Annotated in this window: 19 protein-coding genes; 14 read left to right on the top strand and 5 right to left on the bottom strand. The window is 60.1% G+C overall.

Features of this window, described 5'->3' with window-relative positions:
• Window positions 1–428 precede the first annotated feature (428 nt).
• The 3 genes from ACP7B0_RS23255 to ACP7B0_RS23245 all read right to left on the bottom strand — a co-directional run bounded on the left by ACP7B0_RS23255 (window position 429) and on the right by ACP7B0_RS23245 (window position 3,760).
• Window positions 429–2,360 (bottom strand): acetyl-CoA hydrolase/transferase C-terminal domain-containing protein, encoded by a 1,932-nt coding sequence (locus tag ACP7B0_RS23255; protein WP_426144098.1) that lies wholly within the window; start codon window positions 2,358–2,360, stop codon window positions 429–431.
• A gap of 170 nt (window positions 2,361–2,530) precedes the next feature.
• Window positions 2,531–3,181 carry an HAD family hydrolase gene (locus tag ACP7B0_RS23250; RefSeq protein ID WP_426144097.1) on the bottom strand — a complete coding sequence of 217 codons (651 nt, stop codon included), beginning with the start codon at window positions 3,179–3,181 and terminating at the stop codon, window positions 2,531–2,533.
• 30 nt (window positions 3,182–3,211) lie between these two features.
• The gene (locus tag ACP7B0_RS23245) at window positions 3,212–3,760 is read right to left on the bottom strand and encodes a gamma carbonic anhydrase family protein (protein WP_426144095.1); all 549 of its coding nucleotides are present in this window, start codon (window positions 3,758–3,760) and stop codon (window positions 3,212–3,214) included.
• Window positions 3,761–3,850: 90 nt separating this feature from the next.
• On the opposite strand from ACP7B0_RS23245, the gene prlC reads away from it, so the two are divergent.
• The 5 genes from prlC (at window position 3,851) to ACP7B0_RS23220 (ending at window position 10,013) form a co-directional block, all read left to right on the top strand.
• Window positions 3,851–5,902: an oligopeptidase A gene (prlC, locus tag ACP7B0_RS23240; RefSeq protein WP_426144093.1), complete on the top strand. Its 2,052-nt coding sequence runs from the start codon at window positions 3,851–3,853 to the stop codon at window positions 5,900–5,902.
• A complete protein-coding gene (locus ACP7B0_RS23235; RefSeq protein WP_426144092.1) occupies window positions 5,899–6,186 on the top strand; it encodes a YheV family putative zinc ribbon protein in 288 nt (95 codons plus the stop codon). Before prlC ends, ACP7B0_RS23235 begins: the two co-directional genes overlap by 4 nt.
• 195 nt (window positions 6,187–6,381) lie before the next feature.
• Window positions 6,382–7,440, top strand: coding sequence for a PA0069 family radical SAM protein (locus ACP7B0_RS23230; RefSeq protein ID WP_426144091.1), 1,059 nt, complete (start codon window positions 6,382–6,384; stop codon window positions 7,438–7,440).
• A gap of 214 nt (window positions 7,441–7,654) precedes the next feature.
• A complete protein-coding gene (locus ACP7B0_RS23225) occupies window positions 7,655–8,386 on the top strand; it encodes a carbonic anhydrase (protein WP_426144090.1) in 732 nt (243 codons plus the stop codon).
• Between the two features lie 94 nt (window positions 8,387–8,480).
• Window positions 8,481–10,013 (top strand): SulP family inorganic anion transporter, encoded by a 1,533-nt coding sequence (locus ACP7B0_RS23220; RefSeq protein WP_426144088.1) that lies wholly within the window; start codon window positions 8,481–8,483, stop codon window positions 10,011–10,013.
• Window positions 10,014–10,467: 454 nt separating this feature from the next.
• On the opposite strand, the gene ACP7B0_RS23215 is transcribed toward ACP7B0_RS23220, so the two are convergent.
• Complete coding sequence (locus ACP7B0_RS23215) at window positions 10,468–11,118, bottom strand: hypothetical protein (protein ID WP_426144087.1); 651 nt, start codon at window positions 11,116–11,118, stop codon at window positions 10,468–10,470.
• A gap of 379 nt (window positions 11,119–11,497) precedes the next feature.
• On the opposite strand from ACP7B0_RS23215, the gene coxB reads away from it, so the two are divergent.
• The 4 genes from coxB to ACP7B0_RS23195 all read left to right on the top strand — a co-directional run bounded on the left by coxB (window position 11,498) and on the right by ACP7B0_RS23195 (window position 15,774).
• Window positions 11,498–12,622: a cytochrome c oxidase subunit II gene (gene coxB, locus ACP7B0_RS23210; protein WP_426144086.1), complete on the top strand. Its 1,125-nt coding sequence runs from the start codon at window positions 11,498–11,500 to the stop codon at window positions 12,620–12,622.
• A gap of 70 nt (window positions 12,623–12,692) precedes the next feature.
• Window positions 12,693–14,285, top strand: a complete 1,593-nt coding sequence (ctaD, locus tag ACP7B0_RS23205; RefSeq protein ID WP_426144084.1) for a cytochrome c oxidase subunit I — start codon at window positions 12,693–12,695, stop codon at window positions 14,283–14,285.
• A 30-nt stretch (window positions 14,286–14,315) separates the two neighbouring features.
• The gene (locus ACP7B0_RS23200; RefSeq protein WP_426144083.1) at window positions 14,316–14,873 is read left to right on the top strand and encodes a cytochrome c oxidase assembly protein; all 558 of its coding nucleotides are present in this window, start codon (window positions 14,316–14,318) and stop codon (window positions 14,871–14,873) included.
• A gap of 13 nt (window positions 14,874–14,886) precedes the next feature.
• On the top strand, window positions 14,887–15,774 hold the full coding sequence (locus ACP7B0_RS23195) for a cytochrome c oxidase subunit 3 (protein WP_426144081.1): 888 nt from the start codon (window positions 14,887–14,889) through the stop codon (window positions 15,772–15,774).
• Between the two features lie 71 nt (window positions 15,775–15,845).
• On the opposite strand, the gene ACP7B0_RS23190 is transcribed toward ACP7B0_RS23195, so the two are convergent.
• Window positions 15,846–16,031, bottom strand: coding sequence for a twin transmembrane helix small protein (locus ACP7B0_RS23190; RefSeq protein ID WP_426144079.1), 186 nt, complete (start codon window positions 16,029–16,031; stop codon window positions 15,846–15,848).
• A gap of 71 nt (window positions 16,032–16,102) precedes the next feature.
• Here ACP7B0_RS23190 and ACP7B0_RS23185 point away from each other — a divergent pair, with 71 nt between their 5' ends.
• From ACP7B0_RS23185 to ACP7B0_RS23165, 5 genes are read left to right on the top strand one after another with little or no spacing between them, the layout of a single operon-like run.
• Window positions 16,103–16,864: an SURF1 family protein gene (locus tag ACP7B0_RS23185; protein WP_426144078.1), complete on the top strand. Its 762-nt coding sequence runs from the start codon at window positions 16,103–16,105 to the stop codon at window positions 16,862–16,864.
• Window positions 16,830–17,423 carry a hypothetical protein gene (locus ACP7B0_RS23180; RefSeq protein WP_426144076.1) on the top strand — a complete coding sequence of 198 codons (594 nt, stop codon included), beginning with the start codon at window positions 16,830–16,832 and terminating at the stop codon, window positions 17,421–17,423. The genes ACP7B0_RS23185 and ACP7B0_RS23180 overlap by 35 nt, the downstream gene beginning before the upstream one ends.
• 10 nt (window positions 17,424–17,433) lie before the next feature.
• Entirely contained in the window at window positions 17,434–18,576 is a 1,143-nt protein-coding gene (locus tag ACP7B0_RS23175; RefSeq protein ID WP_426144075.1) for a COX15/CtaA family protein, read from the top strand.
• Complete coding sequence (gene cyoE, locus ACP7B0_RS23170; RefSeq protein ID WP_426144074.1) at window positions 18,573–19,472, top strand: heme o synthase; 900 nt, start codon at window positions 18,573–18,575, stop codon at window positions 19,470–19,472. The genes ACP7B0_RS23175 and cyoE overlap by 4 nt, the downstream gene beginning before the upstream one ends.
• The gene (locus ACP7B0_RS23165) at window positions 19,469–20,101 is read left to right on the top strand and encodes an SCO family protein (protein ID WP_426144072.1); all 633 of its coding nucleotides are present in this window, start codon (window positions 19,469–19,471) and stop codon (window positions 20,099–20,101) included. Before cyoE ends, ACP7B0_RS23165 begins: the two co-directional genes overlap by 4 nt.
• The last annotated feature ends 205 nt before the right edge of the window (window positions 20,102–20,306 follow it).

Genomic DNA, 20,306 nt, shown 5'->3' with positions numbered 1-20,306 from the left:
TTGCCCATTACAACCACCGACGCTGTCACACCGCCTCGAACAATTTGCCGCCCGCTGTTTTTGAGAAACGGGCGGCCTAATGCTCCTACGGAACGGTCCAAAAAAACTGGACCACTACAGGTGAAATCCTTGGCGGGTGGCACTGTTACGTTTATGGAGTGATGCCCAATCGCTGCCTCGCGATTCGATGTATCTGACACACACGATATTGACTGACCCGCCGCCATCGCGAGCAAGGTGGATCGCCACCCCGGTAGCTCCTACGGGGAATGCGGCGTGTCAGTTGATACGACTCCCCTTATAAAACTATCGCTGCCTCGCGTTGCTCGTGAGCTCCTACACATCCGATTGTAGGAGCTCACGAGCAACGCGAGGCAGCGATCAGCGATTCACGTCGCGCCGCAAAATCACTGCCGTCGCACGCCCGATCAAGGGTCCGGGCGTGCGGTGTTTTGCAAGCCGGCGAGCAACAACCGCTGATACAGCTCTTCCTTCAACCCCTGCGGCTGATCCAGTTGCATGCGCGCAAGCTGGGTCGGGAAGGCCGACGGTTCCGGCGCGTCCAGCGTCGCCTTGCCCAGTTCAAGGATTTCGGTGAGCTTGAATTTGCTCTCCAGCCAGTTCAACGCCCGCAACAAGTCGCGCTCTTGCGCGCTGAAGTCGCAGCCCAGCGGGTATTCGGTGAACAACTGTGAATACTGCTCGGCAATGGCCTGCAAGCGCTCGGGCGTGTTGTGCGCGAAGCGTGGGTTGAGGCGGAAATCCTTGGGCAGCTTGCCGATTTTCTGCGCTTTCTCGATCAAGCCCGCCTGAAAGCGCGAGTCGCTGATATTGAGCATGGCTTCGATGACGGCGGCATCGGTTTTGCCGCGCAAATCAGCAATCCCGTACTCGGTCACGATGATGTCCCGCAGGTGCCGGGGAATCGTCGTGTGGCCGTAATCCCAGACGATATTGGAGCTGACCTCCCCGCCTGCCTCGCGCCAGCTGCGCAGGATCAGAATCGAGCGCGCGCCTTCCAGGGCGTGGGCCTGGGCAACAAAGTTGTATTGCCCGCCTACGCCGCTCAACACCCGTCCGTCTTCCAGTTGGTCCGCCACCGCCGCGCCCATCAGCGTCACGGTGAACACGCTGTTGATAAAGCGTGCGTCCCGGCGTTGCAGGCGTTTGAGCTCTTCATGGCCATACAGCTCGTTGATGTAACTGATGGCCGTCATGTTGAAATGGCCCATTCGCTCCTGGGAAAACTCCCGCAACCGCGCGTAGAAACTCTGCGGCCCCAGGAAAAACCCGCCATGCACGATGGTGCCGTCGGCGTAGGCCGCTTCGTCCAGCGTGCCGTCGTTGGCCTCGCGCTGGCGTATCACGTCGTCATAGACCTTGCGCCGAATGATCCCGGCATCGACCAGCACCAACAGGCCGTTGACGAACATTTCGCTGCAGCCGTACAGGCCGGAAACGAATGGCAACACGCCACCTTCGAGGTCGATCAGGGCCTGCCAGTCGCTCAGGTTCAGCTCGGCCAGCAGGGCGCGATATGTCTCGTTGTCGGCTTGTCGAGCCAGCAGCGCGGCCGTCAGCGCATCGCCCATGGAGCCGATGCCGATCTGCAACGTGCCGCCATCGCGCACCAACGTACTGGCATGCAGCCCAATGAAATGGTCCTGATAGCCCACCGGCATGTTCGGCGTGGAGAACAGGGTGGTGCGCTCATCGTCTTCCAGCAGGAAATCGAACGCTTCGATATCCAGTTCTGAATCACCCGGCATATAGGGCAAATCAGCGTGGACATGGCCCACCAACAAGACGGTTTCCCCGGCAGCGCGACGCTTGGCGATCATCGGCAGCAGGTCGAGGGTGATGTCCGGGTTGCAACTTAAACTCAGCGTGCCCGGCCGCTGCTCATCACGCGCCACCAGTTGCGCCACCAGATTCAGGCCATTGGCGTTGATGTCCCGGGCGGCGTGGCTGTAATTGCTGCTGATGTAGTCCTGCTGTGCCGGTACGCTGTTGAGCAAACTGCCCGGCTGCATGAAAAACTGCTGCACGCGGATATTGGGTGGCAGGCTGTCGCCATGCAGATCGGCCAGATAATCCAGCTCCGGATAATCATCGAACACCCGCTCCAGGAAGGGCTGCAGAAAGCGCTCCTTCAACCCTTCGCCCACGGCAGGCCGTCCGAGGGTCAGCGCTGTGTAGATCGTCAACTGGCGGTCGGGCAACTGCTTGATGCGCTCGTACAGCGCATTGACGAACCGGTTCGGCTTGCCGAGCCCCAGAGGAATGCCCATATGAATATGGGTCGGCAATTGCGCGATCACCTGGGCGACGGCTTGCTCGATGGAACAGGACTGCGGCATCGGTTCCCTCCTTGTTTTGTTATTGAATGAAGGTTGGACCGGGCGTTGCGCGGATTTGCTGCAATGGTTCACCCCGTGGGACCGGCTTTAGCCGGGAGGGCGGCATTTCTGAAGGCACGGATGCACGGGATGGACCCTTCCCGGCTGAAGCCGGTCCTGGGGAAATCCGTTCATGTCTTGAAAAACGCCTCATGCAACTCAGCCACGGTCGCGAAGTGATACGTCGGCGATTCGGCCTGCAATTCTTCATGGCTCCCAAAACCATAGCCTACTGCCGCCACGTCCAGGCCGTTGCGCAGCCCGCCGATCAGGTCGTGTTTGCGGTCGCCGATCATCAGCGTTTGCTTCGGATCAAGCTTTTCCTCAGCAAGCAGGTGCGCGATCAATTCGACCTTGTCGGTGCGTGTGCCGTCCAGTTCGCTGCCGTAGATCATCTTGAAATGCCGGGCGAAATCAAAGTGTCGGGCGATTTCGTGGGCGAAGACCCAAGGTTTGGACGTGGCAATGAACAGGTTGCGCCCTTGATCGGCCAACGCGTCCAGCAGTTGGAATACGCCATCGAAGACCAGGTTTTCATACAGCCCTGTGACCTTGAAGCGCTCGCGGTAGAACCCCACGGCCTCCCACGCCTTGGCCTCATCCATGTTGTATACGAGCATGAACTGTTGCAACAACGGCGGGCCGATGAAGTGTTCGAGGTTGGCGAGGTCGGGTTCGTCGATGCCGAGTTTGCCCAGCGCAAACTGGATCGAACGGGTGATACCCAGGCGCGGGTCGGTCAGCGTGCCATCAAGGTCGAACAGAATATTCTGGTAATGCATGGGGATCTCAATCGGTTTTCCGGGATGGGCTCAGCACGGCTGATCAAAGCCTTCGGCAAGGTGCAGATCCTTGAGCTTGACGTAGTTGGCGGCGCTGTAAGGGAAAAAGGCGATTTCCTTTTCGGTCAATGCCCGCATCTGTTTCACCGGGCGTCCTACATACAAAAAGCCGCTTTCCAGCGTTTTGCCCGGCGGCACCAGGCTGCCCGCGCCGATGATCACCTCGTCTTCGACCACCGCACCGTCCATGATCGTGCTGCCCATGCCAATCAGGATGCGATTGCCGACGGTGCAGCCATGCAGCATGACTTTGTGGCCGATGGTCACGTCGTCGCCGATCAACAGCGGAAAACCGTCGGGGTTGAACGGGCCGTCGTGGGTGATGTGCAGCACGCTGCCGTCCTGCACGCTGGTGCGCGCGCCGATGCGGATACGGTGCATGTCGCCGCGAATGACGGTCAGCGGCCAGACAGAGCTGTCGGCGCCGATCTCCACATCGCCCAGCACCACGGCTGAATGATCCACGAACGCCCGCTCACCGAGGGCCGGGGTGTGATTCTGAAAGGTACGGATGGCCACGATAGGCTCCTTCTTTGGCGCTGATAGCTGCGCACCGCGCCGATTGTAATTAAGATGCGTGGGTGTTTCTTCCAGCCAAGGTGCAAAACCGTGAGCGCGAACAACCCGCTTCTGCAATCCTACGACCTGCCACCTTTTTCGGCGATCCGTGCCGAGCATGTCAAACCTGCCATCGAACAGATCATTGCCGACAACCGCGCTGCGATTGCCGACATTCTCGTCAAGCAAGGCTCGCAGCCTACATGGGCCGGGCTGGTGTTGGCGATGGACGAACTCAATGACCGCCTCGGTGCTGCCTGGAGCCCGGTCAGCCACTTGAACGCCGTGTGCAACAGCGCTGAACTGCGCGAAGCCTACGAGTCGTGCCTGCCCGCGTTGAGCGCCTATTCCACTGAGATGGGTCAGAATCGCGAGCTGTTCCAGGCCTTCGAAGCCCTGGCCAACAGTCCGGAAGCCGCCGGCTTTGACGTGGCGCAGAAAACCATTCTGGAACATTCCCTGCGTGATTTCCGCCTGTCGGGCATCGACTTGCCGCCCGAACAGCAGAAACGCTACGCCGAGGTGCAGAGCAAATTGTCCGAGCTGGGCAGCCAGTTTTCCAACCAGCTTCTGGATGCCACGCAAGCCTGGACCAAGCTGGTCACGGACGAAGCCGCACTCGCGGGCCTGACCGATTCGGCCAGGCAGCAAATGGCTGCCGCCGCCAAGGCCAAGGATCTGGAAGGGTTCCTGATCACGCTGGAATTCCCGAGCTACTACGCGGTGATGACTTACGCCGAAGACCGCGCCTTGCGCGAGGAAGTCTACGCCGCGTATTGCACCCGCGCCTCGGACCAGGGCCCGAATGCCGGCCAGAACGACAATGGTCCGGTCATGGAGCAGATTCTCGATTTGCGCCAGGAACTGGCTACCTTGCTGGGTTTTGCCAGCTTCTCCGAGCTGAGTCTCGCCACCAAGATGGCCGAATCCAGCGATCAAGTGCTGAGTTTCCTGCGGGATCTGGCCAAGCGCAGCAAGCCATTTGCGGCGCAGGATCTGGAACAGCTCAAGGCCTATGCCGCTGAACAAGGCTGCCCGGACCTCCAGAGTTGGGACAGCGGTTTCTACGGCGAGAAGCTGCGTGAACAGCGTTACAGCGTTTCCCAGGAAGCCCTGCGCGCCTACTTCCCCATCGACAAAGTGCTGGGCGGGCTGTTTGCCATCGTGCAGCGTCTGTACGGCATCGAAATCGCCGAACAAAAAGGCTTCGACACCTGGCATCCGGATGTTCGCTTGTTCGAAATCAAGGAAAACGACCAGCATGTCGGTCGTTTCTTCTTTGATCTGTACGCCCGCGCCAACAAGCGCGGCGGCGCGTGGATGGACGGTGCGCGTGATCGTCGGCGCACGGCTGAAGGCCAACTGCAAAGCCCGGTGGCCAATCTGGTGTGCAATTTCACGCCCGCCTCGCCGGGCAAACCTGCGTTGCTGACGCACGACGAAGTCACCACGTTGTTCCACGAATTCGGTCACGGCCTGCATCACCTGCTGACCCGCGTTGAACACGCTGGCGTGTCAGGCATCAACGGTGTGGCGTGGGACGCCGTGGAGCTGCCGAGCCAGTTCATGGAGAACTGGTGCTGGGAGCCGGAAGGTCTGGCGCTGATTTCCGGGCATTACGAAACCGGCGAGCCGCTGCCTCAGGACCTGCTGGAAAAAATGCTCGCGGCGAAGAATTTCCAGTCCGGTCTGATGATGGTTCGTCAACTGGAGTTCTCGCTGTTCGACTTCGAACTGCACGCGACTCATGGCGATGGCCGCAGCGTGGCCCAGGTGCTCGAAGGCATTCGTGACGAAGTCTCGGTGATGCGTCCGCCTGCCTACAATCGCTTCCCGAACAGCTTCGCCCACATCTTCGCTGGCGGCTATGCAGCCGGTTACTACAGCTATAAGTGGGCCGAAGTGCTGTCGGCCGATGCCTTCTCGAAATTTGAAGAAGAGGGTGTGCTCAACGCCGAAACCGGTCGCGCCTTCCGCGAGGCCATTCTGGCCCGTGGCGGTTCCCAGGAGCCGATGGTGCTGTTCGTTGACTTCCGCGGGCGCGAGCCGTCGATTGACGCCTTGCTGCGCCACAGTGGCCTGAGTGAGGAAGCGGCAGCATGACCGACTCACCGGTGGTCATTACCAAGAAGCGCTTCATCGCCGGGGCTGTCTGCCCGGCGTGCAGCGAGCCCGACAAGTTGATGATGTGGAACGAAAACGACGTTCCTCATCGTGAATGCGTGGGTTGCGGCTACAGCGATACGCTGAACGCCCAGGGCCAGTCGATCCCCAAGGAATTGGGGACGCGGGTCAACAAGGTGGTGGTCAAACCGACTGATCCGAAGGTTCAGGGGGTGCAGTTTTTCCCGAATCCGAAGCTCAAGAAGCCGGTTGATCCGAGTTGAGGTGATGTCGCTTTCAAGACGGAGCTTTTAGCAGTAATAGGAGGTGGCGACGGTCGCGATGGCGGCGTGTCAGGCAGCCGCAATCGCTGCCTCGCGCTGCTCGTGAGCTCCTACAGCCGTCATGCCGCTGATCGGCGGCTAACAAAATCCCATGCTTCTCCTGTACTGTATATCCAGACAGTACAGGAGAATCCCATGTCCCTGATTTTCCCGCCGCGTGGCCGGGGTACCGCCAGCAATCCGCACAATCGCTTCGCGCCGAGCCGTTCGGTGGCCGAGGATGACGGCTGGTATCAGGAAGTGCCGCTGACGCAAGGCACGCAGGTCATCAGCGAAACCGCCAAGAGCATCATCACCCGCAATAGCTCGCCGGATATCCCGTTCGATCGTTCGATCAACCCCTATCGCGGCTGTGAGCATGGCTGTATCTACTGCTATGCCCGCCCCAGCCATGCCTATTGGGATATGTCGCCGGGGCTGGACTTCGAGACCCGGCTGATTGCCAAGACCAACGCCGCCGCCCTGCTGGAACAACAGCTCTCCAGGCCAGGTTATAAATGTGCGCCGATTACCCTGGGCGCGAATACCGATCCTTATCAGCCTATCGAGCGCGAATACAAGATCACCCGTGCTGTTCTGCAAGTGCTGCTGCGCTATCGGCATCCGGTGACGATCATTACCAAAGGCTCGTTGATCCTGCGGGATCTGGACCTGCTGGCGGAGTTGGCCAGCCAGCGTCTGGTGTCGGTGTTCATCAGCCTGACCACGCTGGATGACGAGCTCAAACGTATTCTCGAACCCCGCGCCGCAGCGCCCAAAGCCCGTTTACGGGCCATTCGGGTGATGCGCGACGCTGGCATTCCGGTGGGCGTGTTGTGCGCGCCGATGATTCCGATGATCAACGACATGGAGCTGGAAGCCCTGCTCAGCGAAGCCAAGGCCGCCGGAGCATTAAGCGCCAGCTACGTCATGCTGCGTTTGCCATTGGAGGTTGCGCCGTTATTCGACGAATGGCTCAAGGCCCATTATCCGCAACGTGCCGAGCACGTCATGAGTCTGGTGAGGCAGGTTCGCGGAGGTGAGGTCTACGACAGTCGTTTCGGCGTGCGCATGCGTGGCGAAGGTCCTTTTGCCGATCTTCTTGCCCGGCGCTACAGTATGGCGATCAAGCGTCTGGGCCTTGATAAGCGCGAAAGTTTTGTGCTGGACAGCGAAACGTTCTGCCCGCCGGGCGGACAAATGTCATTGTTGTGATCTGATAAAAGCTGCCGTTTTTGCTGCGGGAAAAGTGATGCCATATCGCTATGATGCCCGTGCTAGAGCGTCGCATTCAGTTTCAATTAAGTTTTGGCGGTTAGTCTGTAAAGGTAATGAGCCAGCGTGCTCGCACAATGGAATGTGTCTCGAGTCGCTGATGCAGCTTCATTCATAGCAACCATCCACATCAATCCGTCAAAGAGGATGAGACATGAAAGACCTGGATAAGCAGCCTCCGGCTGTATTGGCGGACGATCTGCCGCAGGCCGAGTCCGCCGATGTTGCACTTAGGCATATCGTTGATGGCTTCAAGCACTTCCGGCACGAAGTCTTCCCGCAGCAAGAAGAGTTGTTCAAGAAGCTCGCCACCGCCCAGCAACCCCGGGCGATGTTCATCACGTGCGCAGACTCGCGCATCGTGCCCGAACTGATTACCCAAAGCTCCCCAGGCGACCTGTTCGTCACCCGTAACGTCGGTAACGTGGTCCCGCCATACGGCCCCATGAATGGCGGCGTTTCCACGGCCATCGAATACGCGGTCCTGGCGTTGGGCGTTCACCACATCATCGTGTGCGGACACTCCGATTGCGGCGCCATGCGCGCAGTACTCAACCCGCATACCCTCGAAAAAATGCCGACGGTCAAAGCCTGGCTGCGGCATGCCGAGGTCGCACGCACGGTCGTTGAAGACAACTGCAATTGCGCTGGCGAAACCGAAACCATGCACGTGCTCACCGAAGAGAACGTTATCGCCCAGTTGCAGCACTTGCGTACACACCCTTCAGTCGCGTCAAAAATGGCCAGTGGACAATTGTTCATCCACGGCTGGGTCTACGATATCGAGACCTGCGCAATCAGAGCCTACGACGCTGAACAAGATTGTTTCCTGCCTCTGGACGGCGACCATCCAACACCGATGGCCACGCCGAAGTCGCGTTTCTAACAACGCGCTTTAAAACCTCTTCAAGTTCGTAGCGGCCCGCGTGTATCGCGCGCCGCACGGCCTTGTCACGTCTGTAGCATTCCGGAGAATCGTCATGGGTGTCGCTCAACTGAAATCTGTTTTACCACGGGAGCTACTGGCTTCCGTGGTGGTATTCCTGGTCGCGCTGCCGCTGTGCATGGGGATTGCCATTGCGTCGGGCATGCCGCCCGCCAAAGGGTTGATCACCGGGATCATTGGCGGTCTGGTGGTGGGTTGGCTGGCCGGCTCGCCGTTGCAGGTGAGCGGGCCGGCGGCGGGCCTTGCGGTATTGGTGTTCGAAGTGGTGCGTGAGCACGGGATGGCCATGTTGGGGCCGATCCTGCTGCTGGCCGGGTTGCTGCAAGTGCTGGCAGGACGCTTCAAGCTCGGCTGCTGGTTCAGGGTTACGGCGCCCGCCGTGGTCTACGGCATGCTGGCGGGTATTGGCGTGCTGATCGTGCTGTCACAGGCGCACGTGATGTTCGACGGCGGGCCCAAGCCTTCCGGGCTGGATAACCTGATGGGCTTTCCCGCGACGCTGGTTCAGGCCATCGGGCCGGGCACCGGCATGCAGGCCGGCCTTTTGGGGCTGGGGACGATTCTGATCATGTGGCTGTGGGATAAGTGGCGGCCGCAGTCATTGCGTTTCGTGCCGGGGGCCTTGCTGGGTGTCGGTGTGGCGACGCTCGCCAGTCTGGCGCTGGCGTTGCAGGTCAAGCGTGTCCAGGTGCCGGACAACCTCGCTGAAGCCATCGACTGGCTGCGCCCTGCCGACCTGTTGAATCTGGCCGATCCTGCGATTCTGATAGCAGCGTTTGCCGTGGCCTTTATTGCCAGCGCCGAAACCTTGTTGTCAGCCGCTGCCGTGGACCGCATGCACGATGGCCAACGTTCGGACTTCGACAAGGAGCTGAGTGCACAGGGCGTGGGCAACATGCTCTGCGGTTTGGTGGGTGCATTGCCCATGACCGGCGTGATCGTGCGCAGCTCGGCCAACGTTCAGGCCGGTGCCCGCACGCGTTACTCCTCGATTTTCCATGGTGCGTGGCTGTTGGCGTTTGTCTTGTTGCTGTCCAGCGTGCTGCAAAGCATTCCGGTCGCCAGTCTGGCGGGGGTATTGGTCTATACCGGGATGAAACTGGTGGACCTGAAAGCCTTTCGCGGGCTGGGACGCTATGGGCGCATGCCGATGTTCACCTACGCGGCAACCGCGGCGGCGATTATTTTTACCGACTTGCTGACCGGCGTTCTGGTGGGCTTTGGTCTGACACTGGTGAAGCTGGCGCTGAAGGCGTCGCGCTTGAAGATCAGCCTGATCTCGCTGGATGCCGAAGGTGAAATGGAACTGCGACTGGTGGGCGCCGCAACGTTCCTCAAAGTGCCTGCCTTGACCAAGGCATTGGGCAACGTGCCCCAGGGCACCACGCTGCATGTGCCGCTGAACAATCTGAGTTACATCGACCATTCCTGTCTGGAGTTGCTTGAAGAATGGGGACGGGCCAATGCCGCACAAGGCTCACGTCTGATCATTGAGCCTCGCGGCTTGAAGCGTCGGCTGGAAGGCCGGGTACGCACCAACGTGGGTGTCGGGTCGGCGGTGGGTTGAGTATGTCCTTGTATGTCGCCAGCACTTATTGTCAATGGCGGTAATCCATGTGGGGGCGCGCTTCGGATCGGGTGGCGGCAACAGCATTGTCGGCGCGGCTTACTCTGGTTTCGCCCTGACGGTCGACTCCTTTTGTTTCGGCAAAAGGAGGAAACCATTGTGCGCTGACGTCCGGCCCCTGCTGCGCAGGGGTTCCTTCGTTCCGGTGCCGTGGTGTGGGTACGCGCCGACGGGCCATCCATGGCCCAACGGCGCTCGCCCGGCATCCATGCCGGTCGCCCCACCCCACGACACCTGCGCTCAGCCTCCCGACGCGCGTTTGGCGGTGTCTGGGCCATCGCGGCAATGAAAAGCCAGGATCAACAGCCGAAGCAGTTTTCCAGATTGGCCTCGGCTCGCGCCAACGGAGCTGACGAGAGTGGGGTGGGCGATTCAACTCCGACGGACTTGGCCCTCAGGCCCGACCCCGCTCCAGATCCAGACCGACGCCCAACTGGCGCGACAGGCTTGGCCAGCGTTTCCAGGCTGCTTCCGTGTCCGGGCTGACCAAGCGTTCTCGGTAGGCTTCCACGGAATCCAGGGCAAAGCTTTCTTCATCCAGCAGTTCGTCCACGGCATGGTGCACCGCTTCGTCCAGTTGGTTGGCAAAGGTCTCACCGATCAACTGGTGGGCGATCACGCTGGCGACTGTGGTGTTGGACGGAATCAGCGGCTGGCCGAAATGCTTGATGTACAGGTCATTCACTTCTTCCACCAGACGGTGGGCCAGATATGCCTCGTCCAGCAGGCTGTCCAGCCCTTCGTGGCCCTGCATGATGGCAGGCGGTGCGGTAAAGAAGTGTTCGGCAATTTTCAGGACAGGTTTGATCTGCCCCTCGATACCAGCCTCGATGGACACTTCATGGGCCGCGTCCAGCAGGTCCGGGACCAGATCGATATAAGCCGTGACGAAGCGATTCAAGACCCCTTTTGCATCCACTTCAGGAAGGTGGATAGCTGGGTGCAGGTGGGGTAGCTGGATTTCCAGTTGACGCAATAACTGACCGGTTACGGCCTCGTGTCGATGGGCATGTTGAATCTGCTCGCGCAAAGCGGCGGTGTTCATGGGGGCTCCTGACGGCAGTAAAACCAGGCATTGAGGGTGGGAAGTCTTAAGGTAGCCTGCTTGAGACGTCCGCTAAGACGTATTTGTCATAACAGATTCACATTTATGTGGTTCGGCTATTAAAAAGGGCTTTTCTGCCAGTAATACGCATTTATTTAACGTTTGCCGCCGTGTTCATAGCCTAATCGGCAGTTTTTACCAGCGCGTTGCGCACCCGGTGCGCGTGGCTATACTCGCCTTTGAAGGAAGTTGGCTGATGGCCGCAGCGCTGAAACCAGTGCCTGACGCGGTCATGGTGATTGACGTGGCAGCCGCTCCCTTGATGCTTGACCGCAGGTGAAAATCCGCGGGACAACAAGAACAAAAAGGGGAACCCGCGATGACGCGTCATCCACCAGTTTGGATGGGCCTCCTGTTGTGGTTGATATTCAGCCAGGCGAACGCCGCCTGGACAGTGAATATGGCACCAGGAGCCACCGAGACCAGCCATGCGATATTTGATCTGCACATGATCATTTTCTGGATATGTGTCGTGATCGGTGTCGTCGTATTTGCTGCCATGTTCTGGTCGATCATTGCTCATCGGCGCTCCACCGGCCAACAGGCCGCGCATTTTCATGAAAACACCAAAGTCGAAATCATGTGGACCGTCGTGCCGCTGCTGATTCTGGTGGTCATGGCGATTCCGGCGACCCGCACCCTCATCCAGATGTACGACGCCAGCGAGTCTGACGTCGATATCCAGATCACCGGCTACCAGTGGAAGTGGCACTACAAGTACCTGGGCCAGGACGTTGAGTTCTTCAGCAACCTCACTACCACTGCCGACCAGATACACAATCGTGACGACAAGGGCGAGCATTACCTCTTGGAGGTTGATGAGCCATTGGTGCTGCCTGTCGGCCAGAAAGTGCGGTTTCTGGTCACTGGCGCCGATGTCATTCATTCCTGGTGGGTGCCGGCTTTTGCCGTCAAGCGCGATGCGATACCGGGGTTCGTCAACGAAGCCTGGACCCGTATCGAGAAGCCCGGCGTCTATCGCGGCCAGTGCACTGAGCTGTGCGGCAAGGATCATGGCTTCATGCCGATTGTGGTCGAGGCCAAATCCAAGGCGGATTACGACACCTGGCTGGCGGGCCGCAAGGAAGAGAGCGCCAAGCTCAAGGAGCTGACCAGCAAGGACTGGACCCTTGAAGAGCTCGTAGCCCGGGGCGACAAGGTCTACCACACCACCTGCGTGGCCTGCCATCAGGCCGAGGGCCAGGGAATGCCACCGCTGTTCCCGGCGCTCAAGGGCTCGGCAGTGGCGACGGGGCCGAAAGAGGCCCACCTCCAGATCGTCTTCAACGGCAAACCCGGCACGGCCATGGCGGCCTTCGGCAAACAGTTGTCGGAGGTCGATATTGCGGCCGTGGTGACCTACGAACGCCATGCCTGGGGCAACAATACCGGCGACATGGTCACGCCCAAGGATGTGCTGGCGTTCAAGCAGGCGCAGCAATGAATCAGCCGGGAACGGAATTCGCTCCCACAGGAAGCACGAATGCCAGCCAGCGTCTGGCAGGAGACAGAACATGAGTGCAGTCATTGACGACCATGGCCACGCCGGTCAGGACCATGCCCACGGCCCGGCCAAGGGTTTGATGCGTTGGGTGTTGACCACCAACCACAAGGACATCGGCACCTTGTACCTGTGGTTCAGCTTCACCATGTTCCTGCTGGGCGGTTCGTTCGCCATGGTGATCCGCGCCGAACTGTTTCAGCCGGGACTGCAAATCGTCGAGCCGGCGTTCTTCAACCAGATGACCACCATGCATGGCCTGATCATGGTGTTCGGTGCCGTCATGCCCGCATTTGTGGGGCTGGCGAACTGGATGATTCCCTTGATGATCGGCGCGCCGGACATGGCGCTGCCGAGGATGAACAACTTCAGCTTCTGGTTGCTGCCTGCCGCGTTTGGCCTGCTGGTTTCAACGTTGTTCATGGCCGGTGGCGGGCCGAATTTCGGCTGGACCTTCTATGCCCCGCTTTCCACGACGTATGCACCCGAAAGCGTGACGTTCTTTATATTTGCCATCCATATGATGGGAATCAGCTCGATTATGGGCGCGATCAACGTGGTCGCGACGATCCTCAATCTGCGCGCCCCCGGCATGACGCTGATGAAAATGCCGCTGTTCGTCTGGACCTGGCTGATCACCGCGTTCCTGCTGATCGCCGTGATGCCGGTGTTGGCAGGCTGCGTGACCATGATGCTGATGGACATCCACTTCGGCACCAGCTTTTTCAGTGCGGCGGGCGGTGGCGATCCGGTGTTGTTTCAGCACGTGTTCTGGTTCTTCGGCCATCCCGAGGTGTACATCATGATCCTGCCCGCCTTTGGCGCGGTCAGCTCGATCATCCCGGCGTTTTCCCGCAAACCGCTGTTTGGCTACACCTCCATGGTTTATGCCACGGCGAGCATCGCGTTCCTGTCGTTCATGGTGTGGGCGCACCACATGTTCGTGGTGGGCATCCCGCTGGTGGGCGAGTTGTTCTTCATGTACGCCACCATGCTCATCGCCGTGCCCACCGGGGTAAAAGTGTTCAACTGGGTCAGCACCATGTGGCAAGGCTCGCTGACCTTTGAGACGCCCATGTTATTTGCCGTGGCGTTCGTGATTCTGTTCACCATCGGCGGCTTTTCCGGGTTGATGCTGGCCATTGCACCGGCGGATTTTCAGTATCAGGACACTTACTTTGTCGTCGCCCATTTTCACTACGTGCTTGTGCCCGGGGCCATCTTCGGGATCTTTGCGTCGGCGTATTACTGGCTGCCGAAATGGACCGGCCACATGTACGACGAAACCCTGGGCAAGCTGCACTTCTGGCTGTCTTTTGTCGGCATGAACATGGCGTTCTTCCCCATGCACTTTGTCGGTCTGGCGGGCATGCCACGCCGGGTGCCGGACTACAACCTGCAATTTGCCGACTTCAACATGGTCTCGACCATCGGCGCGTTTACCTTCGGCGCGACGCAGATTTTCTTCCTGTTCATCGTGATCAAGACCATTCGCGGCGGCCAACCCGCGCCCGCCAAGCCTTGGGACGGTGCCGAAGGGCTGGAGTGGAGTATTCCTTCTCCGGCGCCTTACCACACCTTTACCACGCCGCCGGAGGTGAAATGAGAACGCTCGCGTCAACAGGGGCTGTTGCAGATGACTAACCCGAGCCCGAACAAACGCCTGGTCACTCGCCTGCTGCTGATCGTGGTGGCGATGTTTGCGTTCGGTTTCGCATTGGTGCCGCTGTACACCGTGATGTGCAAGGCGTTCGGCATTAATGGCAAAACCGGCGATGCCTACGAAGGCGCTCAGGTTATCGACCAGAGCCGGCGAGTGCGGGTGCAGTTTCTGTCCACCAACGCCGTGGACATGGTCTGGGGTTTTTACCCCAAGGCCGATCAGCTTGAGGTGTATCCCGGCGTGGTCAACGAGATGCTGTTCGTTGCGCAGAACCCCACCGACAAACCCATGACCGCCCAGGCGGTACCGAGTGTTTCCCCGGGCTCGGCGGCGGTTTATTTCCACAAGACCGAATGTTTCTGCTTTACCCGGCAAGTGCTGCAACCGGGCCAGCGTATCGAAATGCCGGTGCGTTTCATTGTGGATCGCGACCTGCCCAAGGACGTGAAAAGCCTGACCCTGGCCTACACGCTGTTCGACATTACGGCTCGCCAACCCCCTGCTGCGCAGGTTGCGAACAATGGCGGTTAGCAAGGAGAAGCAGATGGCAACGCACGAGCACTACTACGTTCCGGCCCAGAGCAAATGGCCGATCATCGCCACTGTGGGGCTGCTGGTGACGATGTACGGCCTGGGTACCTGGTTCAACGACATGAAGGCGGCGCGCCCGGACTCCCATGGGCCGCTGATCTTCTTTGTCGGTGGTTTACTGGTCGCCTACATGCTGTTTGGCTGGTTTGGCACCGTCATCAAGGAAAGCCGCTCGGGCCTGTACAGCGCCCAGATGGACCGATCGTTTCGCTGGGGCATGACCTGGTTCATCTTTTCCGAGGTGATGTTCTTCGTCGCCTTTTTCGGCGCGCTGTTTTACATCCGTTACTGGTCAGGTCCATGGCTGGGGGGCGAGGGCTCCAATGCCATTGCGCACATGCTGTGGCCGAACTTTGAATACACCTGGCCGATGCTCAATACACCGGACCCCAAACTCTATCCGGCACCCGGCGGCATCATCGACCCGTGGCACCTGCCGCTGATCAACACCATTCTGCTGGTCAGCTCCAGCGTGACGCTGACCATCGCCCACCATGCCCTGAAGAAAGGCCATCGCGGTGCACTGAAAATCTGGCTGGCGATCACGGTGTTGCTGGGTCTGTCGTTTCTGACGTTGCAGGCCGAGGAATATGTGTACGCCTATCAAGAGCTGGGTCTGACGCTGGGTTCGGGTATCTACGGCGCGACGTTTTTCATGCTCACCGGCTTCCACGGTGCCCACGTGACCATCGGCACCCTCATCCTGTTCGTGATGCTGATAAGAATCCTGCGGGGCCATTTCGATGCCGAGCATCAGTTCGGTTTCGAGGCGGCGAGTTGGTATTGGCACTTTGTGGACGTGGTGTGGATCGGCCTGTTTGTCTTTGTGTATGTGCTTTAGACGTGTTGGCGCGAGGTTAGCCCGCGAATGGAATTTGTCTGGGAACTCGGCGTTGACTGATCCGCCGACCCTCAAAGTCTGCCGCTGTAGAACCCCCAGGTGATCAGCACCAGGGTAATGACCGCAAGGCTGACGCGAACGGTCAGGGCTTTAACCAGACGGGTCGATTGGCTGTCGTCCTTGACCAGAAAAAACAGGCCGCTGAACAGGCTGGCCGTGGTGGCGATGAACAACAGGACAATCGCTGCTTTGAGCATCAGGCAACTCCAGGAGCAAACGCGATGCGTTGGAGTATAGGTGGGCACACGTTGTTGGACCGGTGGCTGCGATGAAGCGCTTTGCGCCCGGTCTGCTGCCGAGCCTGATGGTGCTGATCTTGCTGCCATGCCTGATCGCGCTGGGGTTCTGGCAGTTGGGCCGGGGCGAGGAAAAACGCGTCATGCTCGCCCACTACGCCGAGCGCGGGACGGCGGCGCCGGTGCGGATCGAGCAGTTGCCGGGCAGCCCCGACCCGGCCTATCGCCACGTGCAACTGCGCGGACGTTTTGACCCTGAACACAGTCTGTTGCTCGACAACCGCCTGCGCGATGGCAAGGTCGGTGTCGAATTGCTCCAGCCGTTTCAGGATCAGGCCAGCGGGCTTTGGGTCCTGCTCAATCGCGGATGGCTGCCGTGGCCGGATCGCCGCACGCCGCCTGCGTTTCAGACGCCCGTCCAGGTGCTGGATGTGGATGCGTGGGTCTATGTGGCGCCCGGCGCCAGCTTCCAGTTGCACGCAGATTCGGCCCAGGCACCGTGGCCGCGGCTGGTGACGGCCGTGGATGCCAGCGCGCTTTGGGCGCAGTTGGGGCGGGAAGGTTTCCCCCTGGAACTGCGCATGGCATCGGCGCTGGGGGCTTATCGTCTGGGATGGCCCGTGGTGGCCATGGGGCCGGAAAAACATTTGGGCTACGCGGTGCAGTGGTTCTCGCTGGCCATCGCGCTGTCGGGTCTTTATCTCTATCTGGGCTGGCACACCGCGCAGAACAACAATAAGAAGGCAAAGGAGGACCGCCATGGGAACGGCCATGAACCCCACCCGCACGTCTGAGCCGCGCTCACCGCAAAACCGTCGCAAGGGTCGCTTGCAACTGATCCTGGTACTGTTGGTGGCGATCGGGCCGATGATCCTGGCCACCAGCATGTATAAGTTCAAATTCTGGGTGCCGGAGAATCGCAGCTTTCATGGCGAACTGATCGGCAATGGCCAAAGCCGCGCCGACCTTGGCGTGCCCGCCGACGTGGCACGCTGGCAGGTATTGGTCAGCGCACCCACGGCCTGTGAAGCCCAGTGTCAGCAACTGGTGTATCTGGCGCGGCAGGTTCAGATCGGCCTGGGGCGCGACGCCTCTCGGGCCAGTCATGCCTTGGCCACGGCGCAACCGCTGGACGCGGACTACGCCGCCAGACTGACCCGGGAATACCCGCAATTGCAGCGCTACCCGCTGGAGCTGTCGCGTTATCAAAACCTGGCGCCGGGTAGTGAAGCGCCACAACTCTGGATCGTCGATCCCCACGGCAACCTTGTGCTGCGCTACGGCGTGGACGTGAACGGTAAGGACTTGCTCAACGATCTGCGCCAGCTGCTGAAACTGTCGAATATCGGCTAAGGGGGTCGTCATGACCAAACCCGGATTTCGTCTGGCGCTGCTTGCCACGCTGGTGGCGTTGTTGGTGGTGTTACTCGGTGCCTACACCCGCCTGACCCACGCCGGGCTGGGTTGTCCTGACTGGCCGGGCTGTTACGGCTTTATCAGTGTGCCCGCCAGCGAGGCGCAACTGGCGCACGCCGAACTGCGCTTCCCGGACACGCCGGTCCACGCCCAGAAAGGCTGGAACGAGATGATCCATCGCTATTTCGCCGCAGGGCTGTTGATCCTCATCCTGGTCCTCGCCGTTCAGGCCTGGCAGCGCCGCCATACTGCAGGGCAACCGGTGAAGTTACCGTTGGTGCTGTTGGGGGTGGTGTTTGCACAGGCAGCATTCGGCATGTGGACCGTGACGCTCAAGCTCTGGCCGCAAGTGGTCACGGGGCATCTACTGGGCGGTGTCGCGACCTTGAGCCTGCTGTCGCTGCTGACGGTGCGCCTGAGCGGCGCTTTTCCCGTGCTGCCACAACTGCCGACGCGACTGCGGCGCATGGCGGCAGTCGGCCTGCTATTGGTGGGTGTGCAAATCGCCTTGGGCGGCTGGGTCAGCGCCAATTACGCGGCGATGGCGTGCACCGATCTGCCTCTGTGTCAGGGCCAATGGTGGCCGGACGCGGATTTCGCCAACGGCTTTCATCTGACGCAACACATCGGCCCGAATTATCTGGGCGGCCAGCTGGACAGCGAAGCACGCACGGCCATTCACCTGACCCATCGCATCGGTGCGCTGTTGGTGACGCTCTCGTTGCTGGCCCTGGCGTGGCAACTCAGGCAAGCCGGATTAAGGGGCATGGCAGGGCTGTTGCTGCTGGCGTTGGGTGTGCAGGTGGGGCTGGGCATCAGCAATGTCGTTTTTCACCTGCCCCTGGCGGTGGCCGTGGCCCATAACGCGGGCGGCGCGGCGTTGATGATGAGTATGGTGCTGATCAACTTCCGGGTTCGGGTGCCGGCACCCGCAAGGAATAGTGGATACCTGTTGGAGCGAGGCTTGCCCGCGAAGAGGTCGGTACTTGCAACGAAATTTTCGGGGTTGAGGTATCGCCTTCCCGGGCAAGTCGGAAGCGCCGCCCGCACGCTTCCAAGGACGTCACCGGATGAGAGATTCACGCCATGACCACACTGACCCGCGCCCACCCCAACCAGGCGCTCTGGCGCGATTATCTGGAACTGACCAAGCCCAGGGTCGTGGTGCTGATGCTGATCACCTCGCTGGTGGGCATGTTTCTCGCGACCCGCACGGGCGTGCCCTGGCCGGTGCTGGTGTTTGGCAATCTGGGCATCGCCTGTTGTGCGGGCGGCGCGGCGGTGGTCAACCATGTGGTGGATCGGCGGATCGATACGCTGATGGCCCGTACCCATAACCGTCCGATAGCCACCGGCCGCGTGTCCCCAGGCGCAGCGCTGACGTTTGCGATGCTCCTGGCGTTGTGCGGGCAGGCGTTGCTGCTGGCCTTCACCAACCCGTTGACCGCTGGGCTGACCCTGGCGTCGTTGTTGGGGTACGCCGTGATCTACACCGGTTTTCTGAAACGCGCCACGCCCCAGAACATCGTCATCGGCGGGCTGGCCGGGGCAGCGCCGCCCTTGCTGGGCTGGGTCGCCGTTACCGGGCATGTCAGCGCCGAACCGCTCCTGCTGGTGCTGATCATCTTCGCCTGGACGCCACCGCACTTCTGGGCGCTGGCGATTCATCGCAAGGAGGAATACGCCAGGGCCGACATCCCGATGCTGCCGGTTACCCATGGCGAGCACTACACCAAAGTGCATATCGTCTTCTATACGCTGATCCTGCTGGCGGTCAGCCTGCTGCCGTATGTGATCCACATGAGCGGGCTGTTGTATCTGCTGTGTGCCCTGGGCTTGGGTGTGCGCTTCCTGCATCGGGCCTGGGTGTTGTACCGTGGCGTTCGGCCGCACGCGGCGATAGAGACCTTCAAGTACTCTATTTATTACCTGTTCCTGCTGTTCATCGCCCTGCTTGTCGACCATTACTTACTGTTGAGCCTATGACCCGAACCCAGAAAACCGTTTTGATTCTCGCCGCCATCGTCGCCTTGATCCTCGGCCTGACCGTCAACCGGGTGCTCTCGGGCAAAGGCCCGGGGGACCAGACGGCGCTGATTGATGCCGGGATCATCCTGTTGCCCCAAAGCCGCACGGTGCCTGACCTGCAAATGACCAATCAGGACGGTCAGCCCGTGGTGGCCAGCGAGCTGAAGGACACATGGACGATGCTGTTTTTCGGTTACACCTTCTGCCCGGACATCTGCCCGACCACCCTCGCCCAGCTGCGACAGATCAAGAGCGAACTGCCCAAGGAAGCGTTGGCCAACCTGCGGGTGGTGCTGGTCAGCGTTGATCCGAACCGCGACACACCGGCGCAGTTGAAGCAGTACCTGGGTTATTTCGACAAGGACTTCATCGGCCTGACAGCGCCCGTTGCGGACATTCAGAAACTGGCCAATGCGGTGAGCATTCCTTTCATCCCCGCCGATACCAGCAAGCCGAACTACACCGTGGATCACAGCGGCAACCTGGCATTGCTGGGCCCGGACGGGAAACAGCGGGGGTTCATTCGTGCACCGTTGAACAACCAGAAGCTGGTGGCGCAATTGCCGGGGTTGCTGGAGCGTAAATAATCAACCGCCGAACGGGGTTGATCAGTGACACGTCTTTAATCGTCCTACCGCCATCGCTGCCTCGCGTTGCTCTGTAGGAGCGAGCTTGTAGTGGTCCAGTTTTTTTGGACCGTTCCGTAGGAGCATTAGGCCGCCCGTTTCTCAAAAACAGCGGGCGGCAAATTGTTCGAGGCGGTGTGACAGCGTCGGTGGTTGTAATGGGCAA

This window comes from Pseudomonas sp. DWP3-1-2 (genome assembly GCF_049896285.1).
Classification (GTDB): domain Bacteria; phylum Pseudomonadota; class Gammaproteobacteria; order Pseudomonadales; family Pseudomonadaceae; genus Aquipseudomonas.
Note: the sequence above shows the minus strand (reverse complement) of the source record. Positions and strands in the feature narration are given on the sequence as shown.

Excerpts from the sequence above, each read along its gene's own strand:
- coxB (WP_426144086.1), top strand. The coding sequence starts at position 11,498 with ATGACGCGTCATCCACCAGTTTGGATGGGCCTCCTGTTGTGGTTGATA.
- ACP7B0_RS23220 (WP_426144088.1), top strand. The coding sequence starts at position 8,481 with ATGGGTGTCGCTCAACTGAAATCTGTTTTACCACGGGAGCTACTGGCT.
- ACP7B0_RS23165 (WP_426144072.1), top strand. The coding sequence starts at position 19,469 with ATGACCCGAACCCAGAAAACCGTTTTGATTCTCGCCGCCATCGTCGCC.
- ACP7B0_RS23185 (WP_426144078.1), top strand. The coding sequence starts at position 16,103 with ATGAAGCGCTTTGCGCCCGGTCTGCTGCCGAGCCTGATGGTGCTGATC.
- ACP7B0_RS23200 (WP_426144083.1), top strand. The coding sequence starts at position 14,316 with ATGACTAACCCGAGCCCGAACAAACGCCTGGTCACTCGCCTGCTGCTG.
- ACP7B0_RS23235 (WP_426144092.1), top strand. The coding sequence starts at position 5,899 with ATGACCGACTCACCGGTGGTCATTACCAAGAAGCGCTTCATCGCCGGG.
- ACP7B0_RS23195 (WP_426144081.1), top strand. The coding sequence starts at position 14,887 with ATGGCAACGCACGAGCACTACTACGTTCCGGCCCAGAGCAAATGGCCG.
- ACP7B0_RS23230 (WP_426144091.1), top strand. The coding sequence starts at position 6,382 with ATGTCCCTGATTTTCCCGCCGCGTGGCCGGGGTACCGCCAGCAATCCG.
- ACP7B0_RS23255 (WP_426144098.1), bottom strand. The coding sequence starts at position 2,360 with ATGCCGCAGTCCTGTTCCATCGAGCAAGCCGTCGCCCAGGTGATCGCG.
- ACP7B0_RS23225 (WP_426144090.1), top strand. The coding sequence starts at position 7,655 with ATGAAAGACCTGGATAAGCAGCCTCCGGCTGTATTGGCGGACGATCTG.
- ACP7B0_RS23190 (WP_426144079.1), bottom strand. The coding sequence starts at position 16,031 with ATGCTCAAAGCAGCGATTGTCCTGTTGTTCATCGCCACCACGGCCAGC.
- ACP7B0_RS23250 (WP_426144097.1), bottom strand. The coding sequence starts at position 3,181 with ATGCATTACCAGAATATTCTGTTCGACCTTGATGGCACGCTGACCGAC.
- ACP7B0_RS23175 (WP_426144075.1), top strand. The coding sequence starts at position 17,434 with ATGACCAAACCCGGATTTCGTCTGGCGCTGCTTGCCACGCTGGTGGCG.
- ctaD (WP_426144084.1), top strand. The coding sequence starts at position 12,693 with ATGAGTGCAGTCATTGACGACCATGGCCACGCCGGTCAGGACCATGCC.
- ACP7B0_RS23215 (WP_426144087.1), bottom strand. The coding sequence starts at position 11,118 with ATGAACACCGCCGCTTTGCGCGAGCAGATTCAACATGCCCATCGACAC.
- cyoE (WP_426144074.1), top strand. The coding sequence starts at position 18,573 with ATGACCACACTGACCCGCGCCCACCCCAACCAGGCGCTCTGGCGCGAT.
- ACP7B0_RS23180 (WP_426144076.1), top strand. The coding sequence starts at position 16,830 with ATGGGAACGGCCATGAACCCCACCCGCACGTCTGAGCCGCGCTCACCG.